Genomic DNA, 26,903 nt, shown 5'->3' on the forward strand with positions numbered 1-26,903 from the left:
GATCCGGTGTCAGTCCTTGACGACGATGCCCATGGAACGGGCGGTGCCGGCGATGATCTTCTCGGCCTCTTCGATGTCGTTGGCGTTGAGGTCGGACATCTTCTTCTCGGCGACCTCACGCAACTGGGCCTTGGTGATCGAGCCGACCTTGTCCCGCTGCGGCACGCCGGAACCCTTGGCTACACCGGCGGCCTTGAGCAGCAGGCGGGCGGCGGGCGGGGTCTTGAGGACGAACGTGAAAGTCCGGTCCTCGTAGACGCTGATCTGCGCCGGGATGATGTCACCGCGCTGGGACTCCGTCTGGGCGTTGTACGCCTTGACGAACTCCATGATGTTCACACCGTGCTGACCGAGGGCGGGGCCGACCGGCGGCGCCGGGGTGGCCTGGCCTGCCGGCAACTGAAGCGTGAAGGTCTTGACGAGCTTCTTCTTCGGAGGCATGGCTGCTTTCGTCTTCCTGGGCTGGAATTGGTTCGTGCTGTTTTCACGCACGCGTGAGCGCCCGGCATTTCGGGCCGGACGCTCAAGCTTACCGCAGTGGAATTAGATCTTCGTGACCTGGTTGAAGTTGAGCTCGACCGGGGTCTCACGACCGAAGATCGATACCAGCACCTTCAGCTTCTGCTGGTCGGCGTTGATCTCGCTGATCGTCGCCTGTAGCGAGGCGAAGGCGCCGTCGGTGACGGTGACCGAGTCGCCGACCTCGAAGTCGAGGACCTTGACCTCAGGCTTTCCGGGCTTCTTGCCCTCCTGCTGCACGGCCGGGGCCAGCCACTTCAGGACCTCGTCGAGCGACAGGGGCGCCGGGCGGTCGGCGCGGTCGGTCGCACCCACGAAGCCGGTGACACCCGGCGTGTTGCGCACGCAGGAATACGACTCCGGGGTCAGCTCCATCCGGACCAGGATGTAGCCCGGAAAGACCTTGTTCTGCACCTGGGTGCGCTTGCCGTTCTTGATCTCGACCTCTTCACGAGTCGGGACCTCGACCTGGTAGATGTACTCCTCCATGTCGAGGCTCGTGATCCGGGTCTCGAGATTGGTCTTGACCTTGTTCTCGTAACCGGCGTAGGAGTGCACCACGTACCAGTCGCCGGGCGCGAAACGCAGTGCGGCACGCAGCTCGGCGACAGGGTCCTCGGTGTCGGTCGCCACGTTCGCAGTGGCAGCCGTCAACACCGTCGACGTTTCCTCGTGCTGCTCGTCGTCGGTCCCGGGCGTCTCGTCGAATTCCTGCACGCTGCTCACTTCCGTCTTCTGTCCGCGCCCCGTTGGCGCTACCGGCGCCCGCCGCGGGCTGTCGCCCCCGCGCCGCCCCGTCCGGCTCATCTGGTCGCCGGCCGCTCGTTCTGCTCTTTCGAGCGTTACTCGTCAGCGCCGCCGTTGCCGAACGCCCAGAGCACCGCCTTGGCGAAGCCGTAGTCGAGCCCGGCGACGATCGCGAGCATAACGATCACGAACACCACCACCACGAGGGTGTAAGTGGTCAGCTCCTTGCGGGTCGGCCAGATAACCTTACGCAGCTCGGCGACGACCTCGCGGATGAAGTTGATGAGCCGCACGAAGATGTTGTCGGAGCGGCCCTCTTTGTCCTTGGTCTTCTTCTTGTCCAGGTCCTTGGTCTTCAGGTCCTTGGACTTGGTGTCCTTGACACGGCCGTTCTTCGTCGCGCGCGCGGTGTCGCTGTCGGCGTCGTCGAGCTCCTCATCGACGTCGGCGGTGTCGAGGTCGTCCAGCTCTTCGGCGAACTCTTCCTCGATGGCGGCGTCTTCGGCGCTGAGCTCCTCTTCACGGCGATCGTCGGCGGGGTCGGTCCCGCGTCGCCTGCGTTCGGCCACTTTCGCCCTCTTCCGTGATCTCGCGAGTGCTCGGTCCGTGCACAACCGACGGCAAGACCCCGGGCCTTTTGCGACCCAGCAGGACCACCGGTCGCCGCCCGCAGTGCTGTGGGTCGCACCCACAGGACCACCGGCCCGCGACCGCAGAACCACCGGTCTCGATCGCACGACCGACGGTCTCGACCTAGCCGGACCACCGGCATGGAGCCGGCGGCACGCGGTAGGACGAACCGTGACCGCTGCGGTCGTCGTCCCGATCTGCGGATCGGGCGCACGAGACCCAGGTCAGGCCTTCGGCGCAGGGGCGACAGGACTCGAACCTGCAACCTGCGGTTTTGGAGACCGCTGCGCTACCAATTGCGCCACACCCCTTCGTGAAGATCGAAACAACGACATCGGGCAAGCCTGATGTCGGGTTCCTCACCCCACGGCGGACCAGTGTACGGGTTCGGGTCGGAGTTTCCCAACCACCCCCCTCTACCGACCTCTAACGAGTGCCTTCGCGGCTCCCAGGACTTTTTCCCCGCGGCAGGTCGCGGCGATGTCGATCTGCATCAACCCGTCCTCGAGCTGCTTCTTCACGACACCGGTCACCACGACCTCGGTGCCCTTGTCGTCGTCGGGGACGACCACCGGGTTGGCGAACCGGGTGGAGTATTCGACGATCGACGCGGTGCCGCCCACCCAGCGGGCGACCGCCTGGCCGGCGAGCGCCATGGTGAGCATGCCGTGGGCGATCACTCCGGGCAGGCCGACCGAGGTGGCGACCCGGTCGCTCCAGTGGATGGGGTTGAAGTCGCCGGACGCGCCGGCGTAGCGGACCAGGTCGGCGCGCGTGACCTGGAAGGTCTGGGGCGGAAACTCGGTGCCGATCTGCATCTCAGCCTTCCCCTCGGATCACGAGCCTGGTCCAGATGGTCACGACGGCCTCACCGTCCACGGTCGACACCTCGTGGCGGGTCGTCAGGAAGTCGTGCCCCGCACGGCTGCTGATCTCCTCCACGGTCATGACCGTGATGAGATGGTCACCGGCGACGATCGGGCGCTCGTATCGAAACGTCTGCCCGCCGTGCACGACCCGGCTGTAGTCCATGCCGAAGGCCTCGTCGTCGACGAGTTGCTGGCCGGCGTTCTGGCTGAGAATGATCGCGAACGTCGGCGGGGCAATGACGTCGGCGTACCCCTTGGCGCGCGCTTCGGCGAGATCGCGGTGCACCGGATCGGCGGCGAAGACGGCGTCGGCGAACTCCCGGATCTTCTCGCGGCCCACCTCATACGGCGGGGTCGGCGGGAACACCCGGCCCAGGTACGACTGATCCAACGGCATGGTGTGCAACTTACCCGGCCGCCGCCCGTGCGCTCGCAACAGTCTTCCACCCTGCCACCCGATGGCCGGGTGACTGTCGACCGGGTGGCCGTTCACACGTGCGGGTGATGTCGAGGCCGGCTCATGGTCGCGCGCAGCTCCACCGATCCGGCGACTCATGACATGAAACCGTTCGGGGCTTGGGACCCAAGGCCACGCGACCGCCCGCACAACCTCCGCGTTGCGCACCGTCGCGTTCCGGATCGAGCGGTTCCTTGATAGATCATGGGAAAGATTTGGCCGTCAGGGCACATGGCCGCGAAGCTCAGCCCGACGATCCCTTGCCAATCCGGCCATGGCCGGCAATTCGGGCGCAGGGCTCGGAGGTGTCGCCGCCGGGGTGCGCCGGCCGGCACACGTTCCACCACAATCCGCCGCCACGCCGCCCAATCTCATGATCATAGGAAAGATGTGGCTGCCCCGATAGCCAGATCTTTCCCATGATCATGAGATTGGGCGGCACGGAACGCGCGACCACCACCGCATCCACCGCTGCCGCGCGACCGGCCCAGCGTGACCCGGCGGCCCGGCGCGGCGGCCCGGCGCGGCGGTGCGGATCACCCCCAGGCGCGTCCAGCGGCCCGAACGACCGCTCAGCCACGCAAACGAACAGCACCCCGGCCGGCGGCAGGGGCGCTGTTCGTACAGTCGTCGAACGACTACCGGGTCTCGCGGTGGATGGTGTGCTTACCCTCGCGCGGGCAGAACTTCTTCAGCTCGATGCGGTCCGGGTCGTTACGGCGGTTCTTCTTGGTGATGTAGTTGCGCTCTTTGCACTCCGTGCACGCCAGCGTGATCTTCGGACGAACGTCGGTCGCCTTGGCCATGGCGAAGTGCCTTCCTTCAAGCGGGGAGTCAGATCCAGCGAACCAGCATAGCGGCTCACACAGACGGACGCCCAAGTGGGCGTCCTATGGTGCCTCTGTAGCGGTGGCCGGACTTGAACCGGCGACACAGCGATTATGAGCCGCTTGCTCTGCCATCTGAGCTACACCGCCGCGGCGGACTCGATGCCTCAAGCCCGGTCTCGAGCCCCCTTACGGAATCGAACCGTAGACCTTCTCCTTACCATGGAGACGCTCTGCCGACTGAGCTAAGGGGGCGCGTCTGATGCGTTCCCGCACATGCGCCCGCTAAGCGTACACGGCCCCCGCCCAGCCACGAAATCGAGTTCCCCACTTTGGGTTGCTTGCCTACGGAACGGCCCGTAACCAGCGAACTTCCCCCGCCGGGGCGACGGTCGGATCGGCGTCCGTCTGCACCTGGAGCCAGGACTCGAAGCGGTCGTACGGCAACGCGCGACTGAACAGGAATCCCTGCCCCATGTCGCAGCTCATGTCCTCGAGCAGCCCCAGCGTCAGCTCGCTCTCGACTCCCTCGGCGACGACCGCGAGGCCGAAGTGACCGGCCATGTCGACGATCGTGCGCACGATCGCGAGATCGCTCGGCGACGTGGCCATGCCCTGCACGAACGTACGATCGATCTTGACCTCCTGCACCGGCAGGCGGCTGAGGTCGGCGAATGACACGCTCCCTGCGCCGAAGTCGTCGACGGAGAGCCGGACACCGAGGTCACGGAGCCGGCGGAGCGCCGACAGGCTCCGCCCGCCGCTCAGCAGCTCCTCTTCCTCGGAGATCTCCAGGATGAGCCGGTCGGCGGGCACGCCGTGCTCGTCGAGCAGCTCGGAGATCTGCAACGGCAGGTCGGCGTCACTCAGGGTCCGCGCCGAGAGGTTGACGGCCACCGACAGCGGGCGGCCGGCGTCGGCCCACTCCCGGGCCCGCCGGACACCCTCGCGCAGGACCACGCCGTTGAGCCGGGCCAGTTGGCCGGTGTGCTCCGCGACGGCCACGAAGTCGGGCGGCGCCACCTGGCCGTGCACCGGGTGCTCCCAGCGGGCGAGGCACTCGACGCCGACCAGCCGGCGGTCCTTCAGGGCGACCTTCGGCTGGAAGTACACCTCGAGCTCACTGGATGTCAGGGCCGCCTGGAGGTCGGCGGCGAGCCCGACCCGGCGGACCGACCTGGACTGCAGCCCGGCGTTGAACAGTTGGACGACCCCGCGGGACTTGGCGGCGTGGGTCGCCACGTGCGCCCGCTGGAGGAGCACCTCGGGCTCCGCGCCGTGGTCGGGATAGATCGAGACACCGACGTTGGTGTCGATGTCGATGGTCAGCATCTCGATCACCATCCGGTCCCGCAGGCCGGCGCGCAGGGTGTCGGCGACCGTCAGCGCAGCGTCGGCGGTGGCGGTGCGCAGCTCGACCGCGAACTCGTCGTCGCCGACCCGCGCCACCAGGGCTCCCTGCGGGGCCAGGCCACGCAGCCGCCGGGCGACCTCGGCGAGCACCTTGTCGCCGGCGGCATGCCCGAGCGAGTCGTTGACCTGGCGCAACGCGACGACGTCGAAGAGCAGGACCGCGACGACCTCGCGGGGCCCGCGGCCGGTCATCGCCTCGCCGAGCGCCTCCAGCATCCGGCGCCGGTTGGCGAGCCCGGTCAGCGCGTCATGGTTGGCGTCGTATTGCAACCGGTCGACCAGGCGGCTGTTCTCGACCGCCACGCCGACGTGCGCGGACAGCGTCTCCAGCAACTGCTGGTCCTCGATGCCGAAGGCGGTGCGCTCCCCCAGCCGACCGGCGACCTCGAGCGTGCCGACCGTCACACCGCTGGAGCGCAGCGGCACCACGATGATGTCCTTCACCCCGGCGTCCTGCAGCACCGAGCGCAGCTCCGCGTCGCCGATCTTCGGCCCGACCGCGACCGTCCCGCCGGTCCGCATCACCACCTGGCGGAACAGATCGGGCGTCGGCGCGTTGTCGAGCAGGCCCTGGTAGTCGAACCGGGCGGAGAGCAGCACCTCCTGGTGCCGCCCCTGCGCGGGCACCCACAGCGTCGCGGAGTCGGCCGCCAGCAGCGCGCGGACCCGGGCGAGGAGCACGTCGGGCAGGGTCCCGTCGTGGTTGGTGGTCGCGACGTCCCGGGTCAGCGCGTACATCTCGGTGAGGCTCTTGTGCTGCCGGAGGAACTGCGCATATGCCCGATAGGCGACGGCGAGCACCGCCGCCAGTGCGACCAGCAGGATGCTCGCCCACTTGCTCGCGTGGAGCGTCAGCAGCATGACCAGGCCGATGACGATGTTGACGCCCACGACCGCGAACGTGGGCACCGCCGTGCGCAGGAACTGCGGAAGGTAGGCCGGCCCTTGCAGCACCGCCATGACGCCCGAGATCGCCGTCAAGGAGACGATGTTGCCCGCGACGATCGCCGCGCCGAGCACGAACCACGTCCACGGGTCACCGGCCTCGCCGAGACGTAACTGGAGAACGACGAGATTGGCCGCGGCCACGCTGGCGATGTGGCCCGCCGCGTTGAAAGTGACCTTGTGCGGATCGAGCCGGGCGGTCGACACACTCCAGATCAGGCCGGCGACCAGCCGCACGGCGACGGCGAGCAGCGGCGACAGGTAGAACAGCGTGAGCAGGACCGGGATGTCGTTCAGGTGGGCGACGAGCCCCTGCCGCCGCACGTCGAACCGTAGCTGCATGTGCGTTGCGAGCACGGCGAGCAGCAGCAGCACCGGCACGAACTGGATGTCGTGATCGAGCGCCTTGACCTCGTCGGAGAAGATCACCGGGAGCGAGAGCAGCACGCCCAGGACGAACAGCGGCCCGGTGATCAGCCAGGCATGGCGGTCGGTTCGGCTGACCGGCCTCTTCGGAGCTGGCACCCCATTCCCCAATCGCCCGGGCACAGGGCCACGGTCAGCCGAACGACCGATGCGTCAGTCCCAGCTATAGTCCTCGGTCACGTAGAGGTGGTCCTGCTGACCGATGGGCGTCCCACCGATGATCTTCACCGCACCCGGGATCGCAGTGAACCGGGCCGGCGAAACGTCGGCGGCATGCGCCGACAGTGCAGAGACACCAAGGGCGGCGGTACTCACGCCCATTGTCACCGCCAGACGGAACATCCACCGGCCGAGCATCTTGTCGCGCATCAGTCGCTCCCATGCGTTGCAGTGACACCTGGTCCGGTTTGGTTACCCACGATCGTGCCACAGCCCACGCACCTACCAACAGTGCGACGGCCAGGATGACGCGCTCCCGCGGAAGAATCGACCTTTCGGCCGATTTCAACTCTGGCGAATCGGCTATAGCCGCCCGTCGGACGCCCCTCCTGGGCAACTTTTCCGAGGCCCAGGGAGTCGGGGCGGTCAGACCTCCCGCCATCCGGACCCAGGGTCCAGCACGGTGGACTCCACCCACTCGACGGCCGCCGCCCGCGAGTCGAACGTCCGGGTGCGCACCCGCCCGTCCGGCCCACCACGCCGCAGCTCGACCTGCCACCTGTCACCCGCCGCGTTGCGCACGAAGACGTCCCGCCGCACCAGCCGCGACCAGCGCCCGTTCCACCACTGCCTCGAGTTCATGGGACCATCTTAGAACTGGTGTACGACAATTTTGGGTCCGGCCGCCCCGTAGGATGAAGGCTATGGAGTTTCCGGGGAAGGGCCTCGCCAAGGGACTCGCCGTCACGCTCGGCACCATGACCAAGCGGGCGCACACCCAGCAATACCCGGACGTCGAGCCGGACCTGCCGCCCCGTTCCCGCGGCGTGATCGCGCTGATCGAGGAGAACTGCACCGTCTGCATGCTGTGCGCCCGGGAGTGCCCGGACTGGTGCATCTACATCGACTCGCACAAGGAGGAGGTACAGGTCCCCGGTGCGGCCCGGCCGCGCCAGCGCAACGTGCTCGACCGGTTCGCGATCGACTTCTCGTTGTGCATGTACTGCGGGATCTGCGTCGAGGTCTGCCCGTTCGACGCGCTGCACTGGTCCCCCGAGTTCGAATACGCCGAGCACGACATCCGCGAGTTGCTGCACGAGAAGGACCGGCTCGAGGCGTGGGTGGCCACAGTGCCCGCGCCGCCGGTCCACGACGAGCACGGCGAGCCCGCCAAGGAGCAGACCGCCGCCGCGAAACGCTCAGGTCACATCGGCGGCTGACCGACCCGGACCGGTCGGGATCGCCGCGCGGCCCGGCGGTCGATTCCTGTCGGACCTTGGTGGCAGGATGTCGGCCATGAGGGTGGCGCAGCGATGACCACAGCCGATGTGCTGATGGCCGCGCTCGGTGCGGTGGCGCTGGGCGCGGGCCTGCTGGTGGTGACCACCCGGCACGTCGTGCGGGCCGGGTTGTGGCTCGTCGTCGCCCTCGGCGCGATCGCGGGGCTCTATCTGGTGCTCACCGCCGAGTTCGTCGCCTGGGTCCAGGTGCTGCTCTATGTCGGGGCCGTCGTCGTCCTGCTGCTCTTCGCGGTGATGCTCACCCGGGCACCGATCGGCGCCAGCGATGATCTCGACCGGGTCCGCTGGCCGGGCGCGCTCATCGGCGCCGGTGCCGGAGCGGGGCTCGCCGCCCTGCTGATCGACGCGTTCCGCTGGTCGCGAGTCGCGCTTCCGGAGCCCGGCACCGCCGAGCGGATCGGCGCGGCACTGTTCCGCACCTGGGTCCTGCCTTTCGAGCTGATCTCGGTGCTCCTGCTCGCGGCCCTGGTGGGCGCGATCGTCGTTTCCAGGCCCGACATCGGTGCGGGGAGGCGGCGCTGATGCATCCCGTGCTGCCGTTCACCATCGCGGCCCTGCTGTTCGGCATCGGGGTCTACGGAGTCATCGTCCGGCGCAACGCCGTGCTGCTGCTGATGGCCGTCGAACTGATGCTCAACGCGGTCAACCTCGTCTTCGTCACCGCCGACGCCACCATCCGGGCCGCCGTGCCGCACGCCGGCCAGTCGTTCGCACTGTTCGTGATCGTGCTGGCGGCGGCCGAGATCGGTGTCGGTCTCGCACTGATCCTCCAGTTCTACCGGCTGCACCGCAGCGTCGGCGTGGACGAGGTGGCGCTGACCGAGCCGACCGAGCCGAACCGGCCGACCGGCGACGACGTGGAGGTGTCGGCGTGACCGTCGATCCGCTCGGTGCCGCGCTGCCGGGAGTTCCCGTAGCGGTCGGGCTGGCCGGGTTGTTGCTGCGCGGCACCGCCCGCCGCACCGCGGCCGTGCTCGGCGTCGGTGGCGCCGCGTCGGCGCTGGCCTGCGCGGTCGTCGTCGCCCTCCGCGGCGCGCAGGGGCCGGACAAGGGATACGAGGTCGCCGCGTTCGGGCGGCTGGCCGTGACGTTCGACACCTGGCTCGACGGTCCGGCCGGGCTGGTAGCGGTCGCGGTCGCCGTGGTCGCGCTGTGCGTGCAGGTCTACTCGGTCGCCTACCTGCACGACGACAACCGATACGCGCCCTATGCCGCCCAGGTCAGCCTCTTCACCGGGGCCATGCTGCTGGTGGTCGTCTCCGGCGACCTGATCTCCCTGCTGATCGGCTGGGAGGTCATGGGCATCTGTTCCTACCTGCTCATCGGCCACGACCGGCGCCTGCCGGAGGCGCCCCGGGCCGCGGTCAAGGCGTTCCTGGTCACCCGGGTCGGCGACATCGGGTTCCTGCTCGGGATCGTGCTGCTCGGGATCCGGGCGGGCAGCTTCCGCATTGCCGACGTGTTCGCCGCCGACCTGCCCGCCGGCACGGTCACCGCGGCCTGCGTGCTGCTGCTGGCCGGGGTGGCGGGCAAGAGCGCGCAGTTCCCGCTGCACACGTGGTTGCCCGACGCCATGGCCGGCCCCACACCGATCTCCGCGTTGATCCACGCCGCGACGATGGTCGCCGCCGGGGTCTACGTCGTCGCCCGGCTCTTCCCGCTGTTCGAGCGCTCCACCGCCGCGCTCGTCGTGCTCTCGGTCATGGCCTCGATCACGATGCTGCTCGGTGCGCTCGCGGCGCTCGGGCAGGACGACATCAAGCGGGTCCTGGCCTGGTCCACCGTGAGCCAGCTCGGCTACATGACCGGCGCGCTCGCCGTCGGCGCGCCCGCGGCGGCCCTGTTCCACCTGCTCACCCACGCCGCGTTCAAGGCGCTGCTGTTCCTCGCCGCCGGCGCGGCGATCCACGCCGTAGGCACCAACCTGATGGCGGCGATGGGCGGGCTGCGACAGCGGATGCCGGTCACCTTCTGGACGATGACCCTTGCCCTGGCGGCCCTGGCGGGCCTGCCGCCACTGGCCGGTTTCTGGAGCAAGGACTCGATCATCGAGGCGGCCTATCGGACGGCGACCGGCGCGGGCGACGGCCCGCTGTCCGTCCTGGCCGGCGGGCTCGTGCTGGTTTCGGCCTCCCTCACGGTCCTGGTCACCGCGGCCTACACGGTCCGGCTCTGGCGGCGCACCTTCCTGGGTCAGCCGCGCACCGCGGCGGCCGGCGCGGCGCACGAGCCACCCTGGGCGATGCGCGGGCCGCTGCTGGTGCTCGCCGCGCCGACGGTGCTGCTCGGGTTCGCCGGGCTGGCGGCCGGCTTCGGCGGGCGGCTCGGTGCCGGCGGGCCGGTCGCACACCTGACCGCCACGGCGATGATCCCGCTGGTGCTGCTGGCCGTCGGGGTCTCGCTCGACCGGCGCCGCGACCCGGCCGCCGCCCTGCCCGACACCGCGTTCACCAGATTGCTGGCCAACGCCTTCTACCTTGACGCGGTGCAGGACGCGCTGGTCACCCGCCCGGTCACCGCACTCGCCCGGCTGGTGCGCCGCGCCGACGAGCGGCTGGTCGACGGCGCCGTCGAAGGGGTCGGTGCCGCGACGGGTGGCGCCGGTGGCCTGCTCGCCCGTATGCACGCGGCCGCCCTGCCCAGGGCCACGACCGCCGTGCTCGGCGGGGCTGTCGTCCTCGCCGCGGTCATCGCGCTGGTCCTGGGGGTGTCGTGGTGACGACCGGACAGACGCTGCTGCTGGCCGCGCTGCTGCTGCCCGCCGTCGGGGCGCTGCTGGCCGCCGGGCTCCCGGAGCGGCTCGACCGGGCCGGGCGGATCGCCGGCACCGCGTTCGCCGCCGCCACCTTCGGTGTGGTGCTCGCGATGCTGGCGCCGGTCAGGAACCCGGGCACCGGGGCGCGGATCAACCCCTGGTCGGAGATCGACGTGCCGTGGGCACCCACGCTCAGCCTGCGCTTCCACATCGGCGTCGACGGCATCTCCTACCCCCTGGTGCTCCTGACCTCGCTCCTCACGGTGCTCTGCTGCGCGTACTGCCTCTGGAAGGTCCCCGAGCCGGGCCGCGGCCGGCTGCTCGTGGCGCTGCTGCTGGTGCTCGAGATCGGCATCGTCGGGGTGTTCCTCGCCCTCGACCTGGTGCTGTTCTTCGTGTTCTTCGAGGTCGTCCTCCTGCCGATGTATGCGGTGATCGCCGTCTGGGGCGGCGCCGACCGCCGGCGGGCCGCCCGTAAGTTCGTCCTCTACACGCTCTTCGGCTCGGTGCTGCTGCTCGTCGGCGTGTTCGTGGTCGTCTCCTCGGCGGGCACCGGTGACCTCGTCGCCCTGAGCGACCCGGCCACCCGCCCGCTGACCAGCGGCATGCAGTTGCTCGCGTTCGTGCTGCTGGCGGTGGCGTTCGCGGTGAAGAGCCCGCTGTGGCCGCTGCACACCTGGCTGCCGGCAGCACACACCGAGGCGCCGACGGTCGGCTCGGTCATCCTGGCCGGGGTCCTGCTGAAGATGGGCACCTACGGGCTGCTGCGGGTCGCCGTCGGTGTCGCGCCCGACGGCGCCGAGCGCAGCGCCCCGGCCCTGGGCGTCCTGGCCACCGCCGCGATCATCGTCGGGGGCCTGGTCTGCCTGGCGCAGACCGAGCTCAAGCGGCTCATCGCGTACTCGTCGGTCGGCCACATGGGGTTCGTGCTGCTCGGCATCGCGACCCTCACCGCGACCGGCCTGCAGGCGGCCCTGATCGGCAACATCGCCCACGGAATCGTGACCGGCCTGCTGTTCTTCATCGCAGGCGGCATCAAGGACCGCACCCACACCGGCGACCTCGACCGCCTCGGCGGCCTGCGGGAAACGGCACCGGCCCTGAGCGGGGTGCTCGCCTACGCGGCCATCGCCTCGCTGGGCCTGCCCGGCCTGGCCGGGTTCTGGGGCGAGGCGTTCGCGGTGGTGGCCGCGTTCGAGCGCGGCGGGCCGCTGTGGACCACGCTCGGGGTGCTCGCGGCGGTCGGCGCGGCCCTGGCCGCCGCCTACTTCCTGCGGCTGCTGCGCCGGGTGACCCACGGCCCCGCCGCACCGGCGGTCGCCGCTCTCGGCCCGGTCGCCCGCCTTGGCCCGGGTGAGTTGGTGGCCTGGTCGCCGCTGGTGGCACTCACGCTGGTGCTCGGCGTGCTGCCTCCGATCGTCCTGTCGTACTCCGCCGACCCGGTGGCGGCGCTCGCGGAGGTGTTCGGCCGATGACGATCGACCAGGTGGCGCTGCTGCCCACGTACCTGGCCGCCGGCACGGCGGTGCTCGCGTTGATCGTCGACCTGGTGGCCCCGGGCCGGCGCGGCGCCGTCGCCGGTGCGACAGCGCTCGGCATGGCCGGCACCATCGCGGCCGCGGTCGTCGTCGGCCTCGGGTTCAGCGGCGACGCCTCCCCGGGGCACCGCGACGCGTTCTGCGTCGGTCCCGATCAGTGCTCACTCGTGTTCGACCCGGCCGCGGCGATCGTGACCGGGTTGTTCGCCGCACTCGCCCTCGGCGCTCTCGCGCTGTCGGCGCCACTGCTGCGCACGGGTGAGGTGCCGGCCGGGGAATACTGCTTCCTGCTCGCGTGCTCGCTCACCGGCGCCGTGGTCCTAGGCGGTGCCCGCGACCTGATCACGCTGATCGTCGCGCTCGAGACGCTGACGCTGCCGCTGTATCTCCTCGTCGGCCTCCGCCGCGGGTCGCGGACCGGCAGCTCGGCCGCGGTGACGTTCTTCGTGGTGAGCGTGGTGTCGACCGCGGTGGCGCTGCTCGGCGCCGCGCTCGTGTTCACCGCCACCGGCGGCGTCCACTTCGGCGACATCGCCCGGGGCCAGGTAACACCCGCCGCCGAGCCGCTGCTCAAGGTGGGCGTCGTGCTGCTGCTGGCCGGTCTCGGGTTCAAGGTGGCAGCCGTGCCGGCACACGCGTGGGCGCCGGCGACCTACGACGGGGCGCCGCTGCCGGTCGCCGCCTACCTGTCGACCGCCTCGAAGCTCGGCGGCGTGGTCGCCCTGCTGCTCGTCGGCGTGTCCGCGGCCCGCCCGGTGCTCGCCACCGCCGGGCTCACCCTCGCCGTGCTGGCCGTGCTGAGCATGACGGTCGGCAACCTCGTCGCGCTGCGCCAGCGGCGCATGGTGCGGCTGCTCGCCTGGTCGTCGGTCGCCCAGGCCGGATACCTGCTCGCCCCGCTCGGCGCGCTGCTCGCCGCCGGAGGGCGCTCCAGCGAGGCGGTCGCGGTGCTCGTGGCGGCCACCATCGGGTACACCTTCTTCTACGTCGTGCTGGAGTTCTCCGCCTTCGGCGCGCTGGTCGCCGTCCGCGGCGCGGACGACGGCGGGGAGTTCGCCGACTACCGCGGGCTGGCCCGCCGTTCGCCCTGGATCACCGCGGTCCTCGTGATCGCGCTCACCGGGCTCGCCGGCCTGCCGCCGGGACTCGCGGGGCTGTTCGCGAAGGTGGCGGTCGTGCGCGCGCTGCTCGGCGGCGACGCCGTCTGGCTGGCGATCGTCGTCGCGCTCAACGCGGTCGTCGGCCTCGCCTACTACGTCCGTGCGGCAGCGACCCTGTTCGCGGCGTCCCCCGAGATGGTGAAAAGGCGGGTGGCCTGGCCGGTCGCGGCCGCTGTCGGCCTCGCCGCCGCGGTCGCGGTGCTGCTCGGCTTCGCACCGGAAGCGGTGCTCCGGGCCGCCGAGACTTTCAGCTAGTTCACAGCGGGCGCCGGGAAGGTACACCGATAGCCGCGCTGTTATTGAAGACATGCAGCACAGGCATTTCAACGGTCTGAAAACAGCGGCCCTGCTGGGCCTGCTGACCTCACTGATCCTGCTTGTCGGCTACTGGCTCGGCGGTAGCACCGGTCTGGTCATCGCCGTGTTCCTGTCGCTGGCAATGAACGCGTTCAGCTACTTCTTCTCCGACAAGATCGCCCTGCGCGCCATGCACGCGCAGCCGGTCTCGGAGGCGCAGGCTCCCGAGCTGTACGCCATGGTCCGCGAGCTGGCCAACCAGGCGGGGCAGCCCATGCCCCGGCTCTATGTCAGCCCCACCATGCAGCCCAACGCGTTCGCCACTGGCCGCAACCCCAAGAACGCGGCGGTCGCCGTCACCCAGGGCATCCTCCAGATGCTGACCCCCCGTGAACTGCGCGGCGTCATCGGCCACGAGCTGTCGCACGTCTACAACCGCGACATCCTCATCTCCAGCGTGGCCGGCGCGCTCGGCGGCATGATCACGATGCTGGCCCAGCTCGCGATCTTCCTGCCGATCGGTTCGAGCGACGACGAGGACGGCCCCGGCATCGTCGGCATGCTCCTCATGCTGATCCTCGGCCCGCTGGCCGCGATGGTCATCCAGATGGCGATCAGCCGGAACCGGGAGTTCCAGGCGGACGAGTCCGGCGCAAAGCTCACCGCCGACCCGCTGGCCCTGGCCAGCGCACTGCGGAAGATCCACCGTGGGACCCAGGCGATGCCGCTGCCGGCCGACGGCCAGCTCGCGAGCCAGGCCCATCTCATGATCGACAATCCCCTCAAGGGCGGCGGTCTCGCCTCCCTGTTCTCCACACACCCGCCGATGGAGCAGCGCGTCGCCCGTCTCGAGCAGATGGCCGGCGTCACGTACCGCTAACTCCCTCGAATCCTGAAGGGCCTGCCGTTAGTATCGACAGGCCCTTCAGTCCTTACCGGTCGAAACGAGGTCGCGGTGCTCCGGCAGTACGCCTCCGTCTGGCGGCTCCCCGGAGCGCCTGTTCTGCTCGTGGTCGGCGTCCTGGCGCGACTCGGCATCGGGATGGTGTCCCTGTCGCTGTTGCTCCTGTTGCAGCAGACGACGGGGCGGTACGCCGAAGCGGCGCTCGCCTGCTCGGTCTACGCCATCGCCACCGCCGTGGCCAGCCCGGTCGTCGGCCGGCTCGCCGACCGCGTCGGCCCGGCTCCGGTGCTCGTCGCGACCGGCCTCGTCCATCCGCTCACACTGGCCTTGCTGATCTTCGCCGGCCAGCACGCGCTGCCGCTGCCGGTGATCCTCGGCGCCGCGATCCTGGCCGGCATGACGTTCCCGCCGCTGACAGCCGCCATCCGCGGCACCTGGAACGCGATGACCGCCGGCGCGCCGCAGACCCGCATGACCGCGCTGGCGGCCGAGACGGCGCTCTTCGAGATCGTCTTCGTCGCCGGCCCCATGCTGGTCGCGGTCTGCGTGGCGCTGTGGCAGCCGGCCGTCGCCCTGGCCGCCGCGGCCGTGATCACGCTGGTCGGCACCCTGATCGTCGCCCGTGGCCGGGCCATGCGCTCATGGCGCCGCCACCTCGACCACGTGCCCGCCCGGGGCCTCGGCCCGCTGCGCGTGCCCGGCTTCGCCGCCCTGCTGGTCACGGCCTTCGGGCTGGGCTTTGCATTCGGCAGTACGGGTGTGGCCGTGCCCGCCTACGCGACCGCCTACGTCGAAAACGACCCGGAGAGCGTCGGCGGCTTCCTGCTCGGCGTCTGGGGCATCGGCAGCGCGGCCAGCGGCATCTGGTTCGGCGCCCGCCCGCGCGTCGGCGCGCGGCTCGGCTGGCTCCTCTCCGGTGTCGCGGTCAGCCTCGTCGTCCTGGCCGCCATGCCCAACGCCATAGCGCTCGGCGCCGCGCTCGTCATCGGGGGCGCCACGATCGCACCGGCCCTGACCGTGCAAAACTCGCTCGTCGGCGCGATCGTGCCCCGATCGATGCTGAACGAGGCGTACACCTGGCTCGTGACCGTCTCAGTCGCCGCCAGCGCCGCCGGGGTCGCCGTGACAGGTGTGGTCGTCGACCGCCCGGGAGGTGTCGTCTGGGCGTTTCTCATGGCCGGCGGGGCTGTGGCGCTCGGCGCCGTGGTAGCGCTACTGCCCGGCGGGCCGCTCGCCCGTGTGTCGTTCACCCGGAAGGGCGAAGAGGTCGACGTGCCCGTGTAGGGTCACGCCACATGGCCTTACCGACCCACCGCGTGCTGGCGGACCCGGAGCGCTCCGAGCAGCCCGACGTCGAGGTACGGCACACCGACAGCTTCCTGCTCGTCCGGGTTTGGGCCCGCGCCGACGAGCCGCCGTCCCACCCGCACAACGCCCGCGGGCGGGACGGCCTCCACGCCAGGTCTAGCGGTAGTTCGTGAACTGCAGCGCGATGCCGAAGTCCTCCTGCTTGAGCAGCGCGATGACCGCCTGTAGGTCGTCCTTCTTCTTGCCGGTGACCCGCAACTGGTCGCCCTGGATCTGCGCCTGAACGCCCTTGGGGCCCTCGTCGCGGATCTTCTTCGAGATCGCCTTCGCCTTGTCGGACTCGATGCCCTGGATGATCTTGGCGTCGATCTTGTAGATCTTGCCGGAGGCACGCGGCTCACCGGCGTCCAGCGACTTGAGCGAGATGTTCCGCTTGACCAGCTTCTCCTTGAACACCTCGAGCGCCGCGACCACCCGCTCCTCGGTCTCCGCCTGGAGCGCGACGGTCTCCTCGCCGGACCACTTGATCTCAGCCCCGGTCCCACGGAAGTCGAACCGCTGGGAAAGTTCCTTCTCGGCCTGGTTGAGCGCGTTGTCGACCTCCTGTCGGTCGACCTTGCTGACGATGTCGAACGAGGGTGCCGAAGCCATGGCGGATGCTCCCTGTAGCTGCGTACGAAGAACGTTCTGGGCGTGCCGAGGGTACCCGTTTGCGTTGCCCCCGGGGCGTACCGCTATTCTTGCTTGCGCCAGGCGGGTTGCCCGAGCGGCCAATGGGAGCGGACTGTAAATCCGTCGCGAAAGCTACAGAGGTTCGAATCCTCTACCCGCCACTGGCAGTACAGAGAGGGCCGTTACCAGGGGAAACCCCGGTAACGGCCCTCTCGCGTTGGTCCCACTGAGTCTCAGCCGGGACGGCTGAATCTCACCCGTCGCGACGAATGCGCGACAAAGTTTTGGCGCCGAGGTCAGCGGGGGTCGGGCGGTGGTTGGAGCCCCAGCGCCAGGCCGATGCGGTGCAGTGCCGCCGCTGTCCCCCCGTCGAGGCACTTCGCGTAGACGTCGAGTAGCACCTTCACGCTGTTGCCTGCCCACTCGGCAACCTGCGTCGCTGGCACGCCAGCGTTGAGCCACGTCGACAGGCAGGCATGACGCAGGTCGTATGGCCTCCTGGCGAGCGGCGAGCGCGCCTGTGCGGGAGTGAGCGCGCGCTTGCGCGCCTTCCGCCACGCGGTCGTGTAGGCGTTGTTCGGGATCGGCTGTCCGGCTGTCGGGACGTAGCGCCCTCCTGGCCCTCTGCGTGTGACGAACAGGCGCCCGTTGTCGGCTGGCTCGTACTTGGCGATATGCCGCGTGAGTAGCTCGGCAAGCGGCGGCGCCACGGGCACCGACCGGGTTGCCGTCTTGGCTCGATGCTTCAGCCCACGGTGCTCGGTCACCTGGTCGTCGTTGCTCCAGCCCTGGCCGACAGCCACGGTCGCGCCGGTCAGGTGTAGCCAGCCCCACTCGCCCGGCTTCGGTGGCCGCTCGAACTCGTCGTCGGCAAGGTGGAGAACCTCCTCCGGACGAAGCCCGGCGTAGTACATGCAGCCGAAGAACGCCTCAAGCTCGGGGCTGTCGGCGGCGACGGCGGCGAGTAGCGCGACGGCCTGCTTCGGGTTGGCCACCACGGCGCGGTCTACGCCCTCGTCCTTCTTCGGCGCCGTCCAGCTCACCAGCGAGAGCGGATGGACATCGAGTAGGCGCAGCTCCACAGCGTATCGCAGGGCGTTGGAGAACACGGCGCGCTTCCTCGTCACGGTGGCCGCGCTTGCTGGCTTGCCGTCCATGCGCAGCGCGAGTGTGTCGAGCACCTTCCGGACCAACGCAGCGTCCGTGAGCACGGATAGGTTGACGGTGTTGGCCTGTAGCCATGTGACCGCGCTTGTCAGCGCGGCCGGTGGAGGCCCAGCCGCACGCACCGAGGCGTTGAAGACGTAGCCGTACAAGGCGGCGCGCATGGTCTTTTCGTCGGGCACTCCCCGGTCACTGGACAGCAGTACGGGCGTGACGGTGGCGAGCGTTTCGGCGATGCCCTTCCGGTGATTCGGCGACGCGTGCGGCCATTTCATGTCGACGTACTCGGTGGCGTGCTGGTACCACGAGCGTGTCTTGAGTTCGCGCGCCATCGGTTCCGGCAGGCCACAGGACTCATCGAACGCGACGCCTTCCCGCTGGGCCACGATCAGCCGCGACCGGAAGCTCTCCGCCAGCGCCCGCGTCTGGAAGGAGTCACCGAACGTTTTGCCGGCCACCACCCACCGCAACCGCCACGTGCTGCGCGGCTTGCCGGTCTTGCGGTCCTTGCCCTTGTGCTCCTGGATGCCCCAGATCCGAACGTCGAAAGTCGTCATGCGGCTTGCGGCTCCTCTCGGCTGGCCAGCCAGGCGTCAAAGTCCGTGCGACGGATGCGGAGTTGCCCGTTGGGCAGCTTGTAGGTGCGGGGCGCCTCACCGATCGCCTTCCAGCGGAAGAACGTCGACTTCGGCACGTCCAGCTCGGCGAGGAAGTCGGCAAGGGTCAGGAACTCTCGGCGGCCCACGGATCGCGGCTCCCTATCGATGCGTACGGGGCGCTGAGATCGACGCTGACCGCCCGCCGAGCGCGGGGGGTCCTCCGGCTGGTTACGGGCGGGCGGAACGTCTACGGGCGTTTGGGAGGGGGTCTGAGAGGGCCGCAGAGGCAAGATCTTACGCATGTCTATGTCTTCCTAAGCGTCGGTCGGCCTAAGGGGCTCCGAGGCGGTCGGCCTGTCGGCTGGCGTGGTCGCTGAGCGCCGCGAGATGCGGGTGACAGAACTGACAGAACTGACAGAACCTCGGCCGGGATGGGGTTGTGTCAGTTCTGTCAGTTCTGTCAGTGGCCTCACGCCGTTCGTCGTGCCGCGTCGATGGCGTGGACTGTGGCGGCGGGACGGTGTACCTCGGGGTGCACGAGGTAGCTCGGCGACGGTGGCCGTCCGCCCTTGGCGGTACGCGCCGGTGGCTCCAGTAGGCGCAGGTAGCCGTGTGCGTCGAGCACGTCAAGCGCGGAGTCGAGGTCGGCGACGGTGGCGAGCTGGGCGGTCTTTACCGCGCGGAACAGTTCCCGTTTGGTGAACGCGGTGCTGCCGGTGCGTTCGATCCAGGCCAGCACGGTGCGGGCGTTGCGGGTGGCCGGGTCGGCGCCCATGTCGTCGAACGCGGCCAGGGCGTGCGCGGCGAAGTAGTCGCCGAGCAGGGCGGCGCGGTCGATGGTGTCGGCGCTGATCGGCTTGCCCCACCCGTCGCGCAGGTGTTCGGCGAGGTGGATCAGCCCGGCGAGCCGGACGACGGCGCCGGTGTACTTGCTGCCCCAGTCCACGATGTGTCCCCACGCCCCGCCCGGCGCGAGACGCGGCTCGACGGTGCGCTCGATGTCGAGCACCCGTTGGTTGGCCTCGGCGGTGAGGGGCAGCACGGCCGGGTCGGTCCACTCCGCGAGGGACAGCACCAGCGCGGTCAGGTTCTCCGCGTACGTGGTGGCCACGTCGGCGGGTATCGGATCGGCGCCGACCTTGCGGCGGCCCACGGTGTTCTCCGGCAGCGAGAACAGGATGCGGGCGAGCAGGCCGAGGCCACGGAAGCCGGGCATGCCAGCGATGTCGCGCAGCACGTCAGGCTGTACCGCCAGGCCGAGGGTGAGCGCTGGTTTCTCTACGTGTTCGGCGTCGCGGCTCTGCCGGCCGATGCGCATCATGTCCCCGGCGTGGCCCTTGAGGAACACCTCCAGGTTGGGCGTGCCGGAATAGCGCCCGGCGATGGTGGCGAAGATGCCGCCCTCCGGGGACAGCACCGCCAGACGGCCGCCCTGCGCGGCCAGCAGCGACGCTGCTGCCTCGCTCGTCACGTCGTCGGCGACCAACTGCGGCAGCACGGGGACGGTGACCGCGTCGGCCTGCATCGCGGCGGCGGTCGCCTCCGCGAGCAGCGTGTCACGGCCGGACACGTCGGCGTTCGCTGCCGCGTTGGCGGCCCGGTCGGCGGCCTTGCCCGCCACCCGCGCGGCCAGCTCGGCCTCCACGATGACCGGCTTGGTCCGCTCCACCAGCGCCCGCTCAGCGCCGAGCAGTGGCCCGGTCATCGCGGAGAACACCGCCGACTTGCGGGAACCGGGCGGTAGTACAACGACGGTGAACAGGTTCGTTGGTTCCCGCCAGGAGCCGCGTACCTCCACCTCGGCGCGGCCACCGGCGGCCGTGGACAGCGCGGCGAGGGCGATGCTGCCGGGCAGGTCGAGCGGTGTTTGGGTGAACTCCGCGACGGCGTAGACCATTTCGGCGACCCAGTCGGGCAGCACCTCGGCCGGGAACGCGGGCAGGTGCCGCCCGGTGCCGATCGGGATCAGCGTTGGCCACCCGCCCGCGGTGGCGGTGTCGAGCATCGCTCGCCCGGCGGCGACGACGTCGGTGACGTCGGCGCCGGAGGTGGCCAGGTCGGCGAGCTGGGCGCCGAGGTCGACCACGTGACGGCGCCGGGCGTGGTCGGCCACGATCGCGGCGTAGTGCCCGGCGTTGGCCACGCTCGGCACGGCCCGCATGAGTGTGTGCAGGTAGGCGGCGCCGCCGACCTTGGCCAGGTCGCCCGCCTCGGCGAGGTGTGCGGCCACGGCGACGGCGTCGATCGGGCGTCCGGCCGCGTGCAGGCCGAGCAGCGTTTCCCACAGCGCGGCGTGGTCCGGGCGGTGGAAGTCGCCCGGGGCGAGCGTGACGGCCAGGTCGCCGAGCACGTCCGAGGCGAGCAGTACCGCACCGATCACGGCCTGCTCAGCGGCCAGATCGTGCGTCGTTCGGCTCATGGATCGCTCCTCAAAGAACGGTCACGGATCATGCGATCCGGCGACGGGTAGACAGGTCGACGACCGGCGGGATGGGCAGGTCGACCACGACGGCAAGAGGTGCATCGCCGTTGCTGCTCTGGTCGGTCGGCGCGTCCGCTTCGGCTTGCGCGCACACCAGATGGCAGGGCACGTCGCGTTCGTCGCACATCAGCGCGGGACGTCCGCAGATGTGGCAGGGCTTGGGGTTCCAGTTCACGTGGTTGCGGCGCCAGTCCAGCCGTGTGCTCATGCGGCCCACCGCCGACCGGCGCGGGTGGCGCGATCGATCAGGGCGCGCAGGTCGGTGGCGACGCCGAGGAGCTGCACCCGCGCGCACGGCTCGGCGTCGGCCAGTGCGACGGTGAGCCGCACCTCGGCGTGCTCCCGCCCGTCCGCGCCGCGTACGCGGGTGAGGGTGGCGCGGCCGTGGCCGGGGATGGCGATGGTCAGCGGGTCGGCGCGGTGCTCGCCGAGGCCGCAGCGGTGCCCGCGGGCGCACCAGTCGGGGTGCCGCTTCGGGTTGCGGTTCATCGGGCGTCCCGGCGGGTGTTGGACAGGTGGTTGTAGATCCAGCGACCGGCGCGCAGGCGGCGGCCCGAACCACCGCAGCGGCGGCAAAGCCGGAACGCGCGGCCGGTCGGGGAGCGGCGCTTGCCGGTGCCGTCGCAGCGGCCGCAGGCCTTGAACGGCCACACCCAGCACGCGAGGGCGTAACCGAGCGTGACAGCGACGGTGAGCAGGACGAGCGTGATAGTGGCCTTCGTTTGGGGGTCCACAAGTGCCTCCAGGGCCGGTTTTCGGGCGTGAAAGGCCGTGGGCTGCTATCCGCTAGAGCCCAGGTGGATGATCGGTTTCGGTGCTAGCGGGGGTGCTAGCGCTAGCAGGGCTGGCCGCTAGCGCTAGCACCCCCGGCGGGGTCAGTCGCTACGCTGCTTCCGGTCACGCTCCGCAATCGCGGTGAGGAGGTCGGCGTGCTTGATGCCGCGCCGGGTGGTGGCCTTGCCGTCGATGCGGCGGCCGACGTCGCCGACCTTCACCGCACCGTGCGGCTTGAGCGCCGTCGACAGTTGCGCGGGCTCCCACCCGGCGTAGACGTCGGGGCGCAGCTCGGCGAGCAGGGCACACAGCGTCTCGTTCCACGCCGCCTTCTCCCCTGCCGGCCAGATGCGGGCGAGGTCGCCGAGCAGGTCGAACGCCGGTGCCGTGTCGCGGGTCTGCTCCTCGGGGTTGGGCAGCGTCCCGGCGCCGGTGCGCAGCGCGACCGCGCGGGCCACGATGCGCTCGGCAGCGGTGGTGTCGACGTAGAACGACCGCACCGGCGACGGCTTGCCGAACCCGGCCAGGATGCCCCACCCGGCCTCCACCACCGGCTGAAACACCGTGGCCCGGTAGCCGTTCTTGTACGCCGACGTCCCGAGAATCATGTCGTTGGCGGTCTGGTCGGCCACCGACAGGCAGAACCGGGAGTTCACGTTGCGGGTGATGCCGGTCGGCAGGTTGTCCTTGTCCGGGATCTGCGTCCCGATCAGGATGATGACGCCCAGGGCGCGGCCGAGCTTGATGACCTTCTCCAGGATCTCCCCGGCGTCCTTGCCGTACTTGGACGTCATCAGCTCTTGCAGCTCATCGAACCACGCCACGAGCGGGTGCAGCCCGGAACCCTTGAGGGACGCCAACTCCGGCGTCACCTTGTTCTCCGGCGCCTTGCCCAGCTTGGCGTAGTGCTCGATGCGCTTGGAGCGGCGGCGGCACTCCTCGTACAGCCACTCGATGAACGCGAAGCACCGGGGCCAATGTGTCGTCGTCGAAGCCGTTGCCGTACTCCGCCATCACCGGCGACAGGACGGCGAAGTCACCGACGCCCTTGAGCTCATAGCCTCGGATCTCCACCCGGGCGTCGAGGGCGGCGGCCAGGATCAGATCCCGCAGTGCGAACGTCTTACCCGAGCCGGGCTGACCGCCGAAGAGGTAGTTGCGGAACATCAGGTCGATGCCGACCGCGTCGAGGCGCGGCGTGGTCGCGAACGGGAACGTCTTAAACACGTCGACCTTCGCCGACGCCGACAGCAGCGGCCACGCGGGTTGTTTCATCGCCGAGGCCGGTTCGTAGCCGACCCACAACGCGAGGCGGCCGGTGTGTCCCGGCGCCGGTTCCGGCCACACCTGATCCAGCGGCAGCCGCATCGCCGAGGCGAGCTTGCCCCGCCGGGCGACCACCTCGGACGCCTCCACCCCGTACGGGCAGGTCGACCACGGCCAGGTGCCCCGGCCCGTCGCGGTGGATGTCGACCGGGAAACTGATCGCCTTCGAGTCCTTGGCCACGGCAGAGTTGATGGCCGCCATCTGCAACGACGTCAGCGCCCGGCGCACCAGCTCGGCGGTCAGCTTGCGGTAGCGGGTGCCCTCCGACACCCGATCGGTGAGCGGCTTATCCGCCGGGCGACCGACCCGCGCCAACACCGGCACGACGACAGCAGCGGCAGCGTAGCGCCACCACTCCGGCCCGAGCGCGACCACAGTCGCCCCGGCCGCCATCGCAGCGGCCGACGCGCCCAGCACCCACCACCGCCACGTGGACTGGCGTTGGCGGCGGGCGTCAAGCTTCAGCCACGCGTCGGCGTCGCCGCGCTGCGCGGCAGCCTGCCGAAGCGCCCAGTTGCCCTCCTCGGCGCTGGCCCAGCGCAGCGCCCGCCCGGTGCCCCGGAACAGGCCCACCGGCGCCCACACAGCGGTTTTCGCGGCGTACTTCGGCAACCGCACCCCGTGATAGGCGGCCACGTAACCGACGTCCTTGAGCTTGTGCCGCAGCGCGGCGCGGAACGCCCGCCGGGACCGCGCCCAGTCGGCCAGGATCGGCCGGCGGTGCTGCTGGCGCTGCAACACCTCGGCCGGGATGTCGTCGGCCCGGTCGACCAGCCCACCATCGCGGCCGGGACCGTCGTCAACCGACTCGGCGTCGTAACCGTCGTCGTCGGCCTGGTCGTCGGGCTGGTCGTCGTCGCGGCCGGGGTCGCCCGGCGTCGGCGCGCCACGGCGGGCGCGGGCCGCGCCCAGGTCGACCACGTCGGCAACGTCGGTCACCTCGTCTTCGTACTTGGACCAGTCGAACCCGTTCGGGTCATCTCGGTCAGGGGTGCCGTTCATGCCGCGTCCTCCGTCGTGGTGATGGCGTCAATCAGGGCGATGTCGTTGTGGTCCTTGGGTCGGGCAGTGCTCGCCTTGCTCGCTCGCACGGCGGACAGCGGGGCGAACGGGAGCCCGGCGTGGCGCTCAGCGGCGCCGATCAGGCGATCGGTGTCCCACCCGGGCAGCCATCGGTCGGCCACTTCGAGGGTGAGGCTGATCGTGAGGCCGTGCCCGGACGGCGCGGGGGTCGGCTGACACCAGCGAGCCAACCGGCGCCACGCCTCGCCCCGAGCGACCACGTCCAGGTCGCCGAGGTCGCGGCGCAGCCCGTGGGCCAGCAGCGGCCCAGAGCCGAACACCACGAAGTCGTCGGCGGGCAGGTTGAGGCCGGTCAGCATCCGCAGCAGCGGATCGCCAGCGAAGAACGGCGTTGCGGTCACCGGGTCACCCACCGATCGTGATGAGCAGAGCAGCGATGAACAACCAGCCGACGTGCCATGCCTGGTCGAGGGCGTAGAGGCCGCCGCCGCGTTCCAGCCATCCCGGCGACTTGCGCAACGCGTCGGCCATCCGACGCAGCGGCACCCGCCGGTCGGCGATGTGGTGCGTCACCGCCGACACCGCCAACCCGGCAGCGGTCCAGCCCAGGTGCAGGCTCAGACCGGTCACGGCCACGGCCAGGATGAGCGCGGCGACAGCGGTCGCGGTGTAGGTGGCCACGTGCGCAGCGCAGGCGAGGTGACCGCGCCAGCCGGGGTCAGCCTTGTGGTCGGCCTGGTGCTGGGTCTGCACCCAGTGGTCGGCGACCTGGTGTGCGGCGTAGAGGGCGACAAAGACAGCGGCGAGGGTGCCAGCGTCCGTGGAACTTGCCATGATGGGGATCTCCCGACTTCCTGTTGGAGGGATGGGGGACCGGTGCGCGGCCGTGCTTTCCAGGGCTGGGGGCCGCGCACCGGGCGGTGCTACTCGTGGTCGGCGTGGATCAGGTGGGCCAGGGCGGCGCCCATGCCGAGCACGGCCACGGGCAGGCAGGCAACGGCGGTGGTGATCCACCACGGGGCGTTGGTGATCCCGGCGGCGGTCATCAGGTGGTAGGCGATCTGCCCGGCCGCGCCGAAGATCAGGGAGCCGATCGCCGACCAGCGGGCGAACGCCCGCACCGCCTTGCTGTAGGCGCCGGACAGCCACACCGCCAGGGCGTACGCGGCGTACGTCTCGACACCGATCGGCAGCGTGATCGCGGTGTTGATGGAGAACCCGTCCGCGATCCCGGGCAGCGGGTGAACCACCCCGAACCCGGTCAGCTCACCCAGGCCGACCCACCCGGACCAGATGGCCACGAACGCGGGCAGCGCCAGGACCCACACCGGCCACGAGCGCGGCTTGCGCCGGGCGGGCACCTTCACGGGCGGCGCGGCCGGGACGACATCGGCGGCCGGGGCGGTGGTGATGTTGGTTTCCGGGTGTCCGGCACCCGTGGCCAGCGGCGCAAGCTCCGGCGCCTCAGCGACCGGCGGCGCCTCCACCGGCGCGGCAGGCCCGGCGGCGTCCTCGGTGGGGTCGTCCTGCGGCGCCAGGTCCGGCACGGCGCGCAGCGAGCGCGGCGCGGGAATCTCGGCGCGCTCGTCGGCGAGCGCCTCCCGGACCGCGTTGGCCTTCGGCGCGCCGATCCTGAACTCCTTCATGAGCGCGTTGCGCGACGGAATCTCGCCGAGCCGCTCGGCGAGCTTGCGGGCCTCGGGCAACAGGGCCTCGATCGGAGCGGGGTAGGCACTGGAGGCGATAGCGGTGGTCACGTCGTGTCTCCATTCGGGGTAGTGGCCAGGTGCTCGCGGTGGATCAGCGCCCGGTGGACCGCGCTGGGCAGGTCGAGCGGGGGCGTGCACTCGTCCTCGGCGCAGATGCGGCACAGGGTCAGGCACGTCACGCCGACCAAGGTTTCCGCCTCGTAGACGTCGAGGTCGGTGGTGTCGTCGCAGGACTCGCACCGCTCGGCGAGCGGGCAGGGCAGACGGGGCGTGTTCATCAGGCGGCCCGCGCCGGGGCCGGGGTGGTGCGGGTGGCGTGCAGCTTGACCAATTCCCGGCGCACGAGCGCCTCAGCGCGGCGCATCCGGCGCCAGTCCAGCGCGGTCGGTTCGGGCTCGGCGGTGATGACCCTGATCTCGGCGTCGAGCAGGGTCATCTCCGCCTCGATCAGCGGCATCTCCGCCTCAATCGCCGCCAGGTCGGCGGCGGTCGGTTCGTCACGTTCGTGGTTCACGGTCTCTCCTGTGAGATCGAGACGACCGCCCGGCCGAGATAGACCCTAGGTCGGGCGGGAATCGTTGTGTGAAGCCCGTTACAGCGGGGCTAAATTTGGGTGCGAGGGTCAAAACCCTTGCGGTGCAACCTTTTCAATGGAGGTGCGGCCGTTTTCAATTCTCAAAAACCTTGCGGACACGGCGGATCACGGGCGCGCCACACGGAGATGCAGCCATTCCCACGACCCCCGGCCGGGAGTTCGATTGTCTAGATTGACTAGAAAATCTGCCTGCCATCGATATTGAGGGCCGCGTCGGCGCCGCGTCAAGAGGTTTGCCTAGATTGACTAGACAGTCTTCGGGGTGCGGCGTAGAAACGAGGAGTGCACACACCTCGTGGCTCT

General features: G+C 70.3%; 30 protein-coding genes, 4 tRNA genes and 1 pseudogene. 10 read left to right on the forward strand and 25 right to left on the reverse strand.

Annotated elements, in window-relative coordinates; all coding sequences use genetic code 11:
• Positions 1 to 9: 9 nt before the first annotated feature.
• The 12 genes from rplK to Drose_RS34525 form a co-directional block, all read right to left on the reverse strand.
• Positions 10 to 441, reverse strand: a complete 432-nt coding sequence (gene rplK / locus Drose_RS34470; RefSeq protein ID WP_260725407.1) for a 50S ribosomal protein L11 — start codon at positions 439 to 441, stop codon at positions 10 to 12.
• Positions 442 to 543: 102 nt separating this feature from the next.
• On the reverse strand, positions 544 to 1,176 hold the full coding sequence (gene nusG, locus Drose_RS34475; RefSeq protein ID WP_390891470.1) for a transcription termination/antitermination protein NusG: 633 nt from the start codon (positions 1,174 to 1,176) through the stop codon (positions 544 to 546).
• Positions 1,177 to 1,361: 185 nt separating this feature from the next.
• On the reverse strand, positions 1,362 to 1,835 hold the full coding sequence (gene secE / locus Drose_RS34480; RefSeq protein WP_260725408.1) for a preprotein translocase subunit SecE: 474 nt from the start codon (positions 1,833 to 1,835) through the stop codon (positions 1,362 to 1,364).
• Positions 1,836 to 2,134: 299 nt separating this feature from the next.
• Positions 2,135 to 2,207: transfer RNA gene (locus tag Drose_RS34485), tRNA-Trp, on the reverse strand.
• Between the two features lie 105 nt (positions 2,208 to 2,312).
• Complete coding sequence (locus Drose_RS34490) at positions 2,313 to 2,714, reverse strand: MaoC/PaaZ C-terminal domain-containing protein (RefSeq protein ID WP_260725409.1); 402 nt, start codon at positions 2,712 to 2,714, stop codon at positions 2,313 to 2,315.
• A 1-nt stretch (position 2,715) separates the two neighbouring features.
• Positions 2,716 to 3,162 (reverse strand): MaoC family dehydratase N-terminal domain-containing protein, encoded by a 447-nt coding sequence (locus Drose_RS34495; protein ID WP_260725410.1) that lies wholly within the window; start codon positions 3,160 to 3,162, stop codon positions 2,716 to 2,718.
• A 698-nt stretch (positions 3,163 to 3,860) separates the two neighbouring features.
• Positions 3,861 to 4,028, reverse strand: coding sequence for a 50S ribosomal protein L33 (gene rpmG, locus Drose_RS34500; protein WP_260725411.1), 168 nt, complete (start codon positions 4,026 to 4,028; stop codon positions 3,861 to 3,863).
• Positions 4,029 to 4,126: 98 nt separating this feature from the next.
• Positions 4,127 to 4,199: transfer RNA gene (locus Drose_RS34505), tRNA-Met, on the reverse strand.
• A gap of 32 nt (positions 4,200 to 4,231) precedes the next feature.
• A tRNA-Thr gene (locus tag Drose_RS34510) sits at positions 4,232 to 4,304 on the reverse strand.
• Positions 4,305 to 4,394: 90 nt separating this feature from the next.
• Positions 4,395 to 6,932 (reverse strand): putative bifunctional diguanylate cyclase/phosphodiesterase, encoded by a 2,538-nt coding sequence (locus Drose_RS34515; RefSeq protein ID WP_260725412.1) that lies wholly within the window; start codon positions 6,930 to 6,932, stop codon positions 4,395 to 4,397.
• A 54-nt stretch (positions 6,933 to 6,986) separates the two neighbouring features.
• Positions 6,987 to 7,202 carry a hypothetical protein gene (locus tag Drose_RS34520; protein WP_260725413.1) on the reverse strand — a complete coding sequence of 72 codons (216 nt, stop codon included), beginning with the start codon at positions 7,200 to 7,202 and terminating at the stop codon, positions 6,987 to 6,989.
• Between the two features lie 216 nt (positions 7,203 to 7,418).
• Complete coding sequence (locus Drose_RS34525) at positions 7,419 to 7,634, reverse strand: hypothetical protein (RefSeq protein ID WP_260725414.1); 216 nt, start codon at positions 7,632 to 7,634, stop codon at positions 7,419 to 7,421.
• Between the two features lie 62 nt (positions 7,635 to 7,696).
• Here Drose_RS34525 and Drose_RS34530 point away from each other — a divergent pair, with 62 nt between their 5' ends.
• The 9 genes from Drose_RS34530 (at position 7,697) to Drose_RS34570 (ending at position 16,428) form a co-directional block, all read left to right on the forward strand.
• A complete protein-coding gene (locus tag Drose_RS34530) occupies positions 7,697 to 8,212 on the forward strand; it encodes a NuoI/complex I 23 kDa subunit family protein (RefSeq protein WP_260725415.1) in 516 nt (171 codons plus the stop codon).
• Positions 8,213 to 8,305: 93 nt separating this feature from the next.
• Positions 8,306 to 8,815: an NADH-quinone oxidoreductase subunit J family protein gene (locus Drose_RS34535; RefSeq protein ID WP_260725416.1), complete on the forward strand. Its 510-nt coding sequence runs from the start codon at positions 8,306 to 8,308 to the stop codon at positions 8,813 to 8,815.
• The gene (nuoK, locus tag Drose_RS34540; RefSeq protein WP_260725417.1) at positions 8,815 to 9,168 is read left to right on the forward strand and encodes an NADH-quinone oxidoreductase subunit NuoK; all 354 of its coding nucleotides are present in this window, start codon (positions 8,815 to 8,817) and stop codon (positions 9,166 to 9,168) included. Before Drose_RS34535 ends, nuoK begins: the two co-directional genes overlap by 1 nt.
• On the forward strand, positions 9,165 to 11,012 hold the full coding sequence (locus Drose_RS34545) for an NADH-quinone oxidoreductase subunit 5 family protein (protein WP_260725418.1): 1,848 nt from the start codon (positions 9,165 to 9,167) through the stop codon (positions 11,010 to 11,012). The genes nuoK and Drose_RS34545 overlap by 4 nt, the downstream gene beginning before the upstream one ends.
• A complete protein-coding gene (locus tag Drose_RS34550) occupies positions 11,009 to 12,523 on the forward strand; it encodes a complex I subunit 4 family protein (protein ID WP_260725419.1) in 1,515 nt (504 codons plus the stop codon). Before Drose_RS34545 ends, Drose_RS34550 begins: the two co-directional genes overlap by 4 nt.
• Positions 12,520 to 14,001, forward strand: coding sequence for an NADH-quinone oxidoreductase subunit N (locus Drose_RS34555; RefSeq protein WP_260725420.1), 1,482 nt, complete (start codon positions 12,520 to 12,522; stop codon positions 13,999 to 14,001). The genes Drose_RS34550 and Drose_RS34555 overlap by 4 nt, the downstream gene beginning before the upstream one ends.
• Before the next feature lie 52 nt (positions 14,002 to 14,053).
• Positions 14,054 to 14,923 (forward strand): zinc metalloprotease HtpX, encoded by an 870-nt coding sequence (htpX, locus tag Drose_RS34560; RefSeq protein ID WP_260725421.1) that lies wholly within the window; start codon positions 14,054 to 14,056, stop codon positions 14,921 to 14,923.
• Positions 14,924 to 14,998: 75 nt separating this feature from the next.
• A complete protein-coding gene (locus Drose_RS34565) occupies positions 14,999 to 16,231 on the forward strand; it encodes an MFS transporter (protein WP_260725422.1) in 1,233 nt (410 codons plus the stop codon).
• 11 nt (positions 16,232 to 16,242) lie between these two features.
• Positions 16,243 to 16,428 carry a hypothetical protein gene (locus tag Drose_RS34570; protein ID WP_260725423.1) on the forward strand — a complete coding sequence of 62 codons (186 nt, stop codon included), beginning with the start codon at positions 16,243 to 16,245 and terminating at the stop codon, positions 16,426 to 16,428.
• Here Drose_RS34570 and Drose_RS34575 read toward each other — a convergent pair.
• Positions 16,412 to 16,906 (reverse strand): YajQ family cyclic di-GMP-binding protein, encoded by a 495-nt coding sequence (locus Drose_RS34575; RefSeq protein WP_260725424.1) that lies wholly within the window; start codon positions 16,904 to 16,906, stop codon positions 16,412 to 16,414. The two genes, Drose_RS34570 and Drose_RS34575, sit on opposite strands and share 17 nt — an antisense overlap.
• Positions 16,907 to 17,007: 101 nt before the next feature.
• Between Drose_RS34575 and Drose_RS34580 the strand changes: the two genes are divergently transcribed.
• Positions 17,008 to 17,088 (forward strand) — tRNA-Tyr (locus Drose_RS34580).
• 135 nt (positions 17,089 to 17,223) lie between these two features.
• Here Drose_RS34580 and Drose_RS34585 read toward each other — a convergent pair.
• The 12 genes and pseudogenes from Drose_RS34585 to Drose_RS34640 all read right to left on the reverse strand — a co-directional run bounded on the left by Drose_RS34585 (position 17,224) and on the right by Drose_RS34640 (position 26,519).
• Positions 17,224 to 18,648: a tyrosine-type recombinase/integrase gene (locus Drose_RS34585; RefSeq protein ID WP_260725425.1), complete on the reverse strand. Its 1,425-nt coding sequence runs from the start codon at positions 18,646 to 18,648 to the stop codon at positions 17,224 to 17,226.
• The gene (locus Drose_RS34590; RefSeq protein ID WP_260725426.1) at positions 18,645 to 18,836 is read right to left on the reverse strand and encodes a helix-turn-helix transcriptional regulator; all 192 of its coding nucleotides are present in this window, start codon (positions 18,834 to 18,836) and stop codon (positions 18,645 to 18,647) included. Before Drose_RS34590 ends, Drose_RS34585 begins: the two co-directional genes overlap by 4 nt.
• 323 nt (positions 18,837 to 19,159) lie before the next feature.
• Positions 19,160 to 21,109, reverse strand: a complete 1,950-nt coding sequence (locus Drose_RS34595) for a DUF3987 domain-containing protein (RefSeq protein WP_260725427.1) — start codon at positions 21,107 to 21,109, stop codon at positions 19,160 to 19,162.
• A gap of 28 nt (positions 21,110 to 21,137) precedes the next feature.
• Positions 21,138 to 21,380: a hypothetical protein gene (locus tag Drose_RS34600; protein WP_260725428.1), complete on the reverse strand. Its 243-nt coding sequence runs from the start codon at positions 21,378 to 21,380 to the stop codon at positions 21,138 to 21,140.
• Positions 21,377 to 21,661, reverse strand: coding sequence for a hypothetical protein (locus Drose_RS34605; protein WP_260725429.1), 285 nt, complete (start codon positions 21,659 to 21,661; stop codon positions 21,377 to 21,379). Before Drose_RS34605 ends, Drose_RS34600 begins: the two co-directional genes overlap by 4 nt.
• Entirely contained in the window at positions 21,658 to 21,906 is a 249-nt protein-coding gene (locus tag Drose_RS34610; protein WP_260725430.1) for a hypothetical protein, read from the reverse strand. Before Drose_RS34610 ends, Drose_RS34605 begins: the two co-directional genes overlap by 4 nt.
• Before the next feature lie 141 nt (positions 21,907 to 22,047).
• Positions 22,048 to 24,275, reverse strand: a pseudogene (locus Drose_RS34615) (cell division protein FtsK).
• The gene (locus Drose_RS34620; protein ID WP_260725431.1) at positions 24,272 to 24,697 is read right to left on the reverse strand and encodes a hypothetical protein; all 426 of its coding nucleotides are present in this window, start codon (positions 24,695 to 24,697) and stop codon (positions 24,272 to 24,274) included. Before Drose_RS34620 ends, Drose_RS34615 begins: the two are co-directional and overlap by 4 nt.
• 4 nt (positions 24,698 to 24,701) lie before the next feature.
• A complete protein-coding gene (locus Drose_RS34625; RefSeq protein ID WP_260725432.1) occupies positions 24,702 to 25,130 on the reverse strand; it encodes a DUF3307 domain-containing protein in 429 nt (142 codons plus the stop codon).
• A gap of 89 nt (positions 25,131 to 25,219) precedes the next feature.
• Entirely contained in the window at positions 25,220 to 26,053 is an 834-nt protein-coding gene (locus Drose_RS34630; protein WP_260725433.1) for an ABC transporter permease, read from the reverse strand.
• A complete protein-coding gene (locus Drose_RS34635; protein ID WP_260725434.1) occupies positions 26,050 to 26,283 on the reverse strand; it encodes a hypothetical protein in 234 nt (77 codons plus the stop codon). The genes Drose_RS34630 and Drose_RS34635 overlap by 4 nt, the downstream gene beginning before the upstream one ends.
• The gene (locus Drose_RS34640; protein WP_343870190.1) at positions 26,283 to 26,519 is read right to left on the reverse strand and encodes a DUF6284 family protein; all 237 of its coding nucleotides are present in this window, start codon (positions 26,517 to 26,519) and stop codon (positions 26,283 to 26,285) included. The genes Drose_RS34635 and Drose_RS34640 overlap by 1 nt, the downstream gene beginning before the upstream one ends.
• Between the last annotated feature and the right edge of the window lie 384 nt (positions 26,520 to 26,903).

It is taken from the genome of Dactylosporangium roseum (genome assembly GCF_025264685.1).
GTDB lineage: Bacteria > Actinomycetota > Actinomycetes > Mycobacteriales > Micromonosporaceae > Dactylosporangium > Dactylosporangium roseum.

Coding starts and splice junctions, on each gene's coding strand:
- rplK (WP_260725407.1), bottom strand. CDS start 441: ATGCCTCCGAAGAAGAAGCTCGTCAAGACCTTCACGCTTCAGTTGCCG.
- Drose_RS34490 (WP_260725409.1), bottom strand. CDS start 2,714: ATGCAGATCGGCACCGAGTTTCCGCCCCAGACCTTCCAGGTCACGCGC.
- Drose_RS34495 (WP_260725410.1), bottom strand. CDS start 3,162: ATGCCGTTGGATCAGTCGTACCTGGGCCGGGTGTTCCCGCCGACCCCG.
- rpmG (WP_260725411.1), bottom strand. CDS start 4,028: ATGGCCAAGGCGACCGACGTTCGTCCGAAGATCACGCTGGCGTGCACG.
- Drose_RS34520 (WP_260725413.1), bottom strand. CDS start 7,202: ATGCGCGACAAGATGCTCGGCCGGTGGATGTTCCGTCTGGCGGTGACA.
- Drose_RS34525 (WP_260725414.1), bottom strand. CDS start 7,634: ATGAACTCGAGGCAGTGGTGGAACGGGCGCTGGTCGCGGCTGGTGCGG.
- Drose_RS34530 (WP_260725415.1), top strand. CDS start 7,697: ATGGAGTTTCCGGGGAAGGGCCTCGCCAAGGGACTCGCCGTCACGCTC.
- Drose_RS34535 (WP_260725416.1), top strand. CDS start 8,306: ATGACCACAGCCGATGTGCTGATGGCCGCGCTCGGTGCGGTGGCGCTG.
- nuoK (WP_260725417.1), top strand. CDS start 8,815: ATGCATCCCGTGCTGCCGTTCACCATCGCGGCCCTGCTGTTCGGCATC.
- Drose_RS34555 (WP_260725420.1), top strand. CDS start 12,520: ATGACGATCGACCAGGTGGCGCTGCTGCCCACGTACCTGGCCGCCGGC.
- htpX (WP_260725421.1), top strand. CDS start 14,054: ATGCAGCACAGGCATTTCAACGGTCTGAAAACAGCGGCCCTGCTGGGC.
- Drose_RS34570 (WP_260725423.1), top strand. CDS start 16,243: ATGGCCTTACCGACCCACCGCGTGCTGGCGGACCCGGAGCGCTCCGAG.
- Drose_RS34575 (WP_260725424.1), bottom strand. CDS start 16,906: ATGGCTTCGGCACCCTCGTTCGACATCGTCAGCAAGGTCGACCGACAG.
- Drose_RS34585 (WP_260725425.1), bottom strand. CDS start 18,648: ATGACGACTTTCGACGTTCGGATCTGGGGCATCCAGGAGCACAAGGGC.
- Drose_RS34595 (WP_260725427.1), bottom strand. CDS start 21,109: ATGAGCCGAACGACGCACGATCTGGCCGCTGAGCAGGCCGTGATCGGT.
- Drose_RS34600 (WP_260725428.1), bottom strand. CDS start 21,380: ATGAGCACACGGCTGGACTGGCGCCGCAACCACGTGAACTGGAACCCC.
- Drose_RS34605 (WP_260725429.1), bottom strand. CDS start 21,661: ATGAACCGCAACCCGAAGCGGCACCCCGACTGGTGCGCCCGCGGGCAC.
- Drose_RS34625 (WP_260725432.1), bottom strand. CDS start 25,130: ATGGCAAGTTCCACGGACGCTGGCACCCTCGCCGCTGTCTTTGTCGCC.
- Drose_RS34635 (WP_260725434.1), bottom strand. CDS start 26,283: ATGAACACGCCCCGTCTGCCCTGCCCGCTCGCCGAGCGGTGCGAGTCC.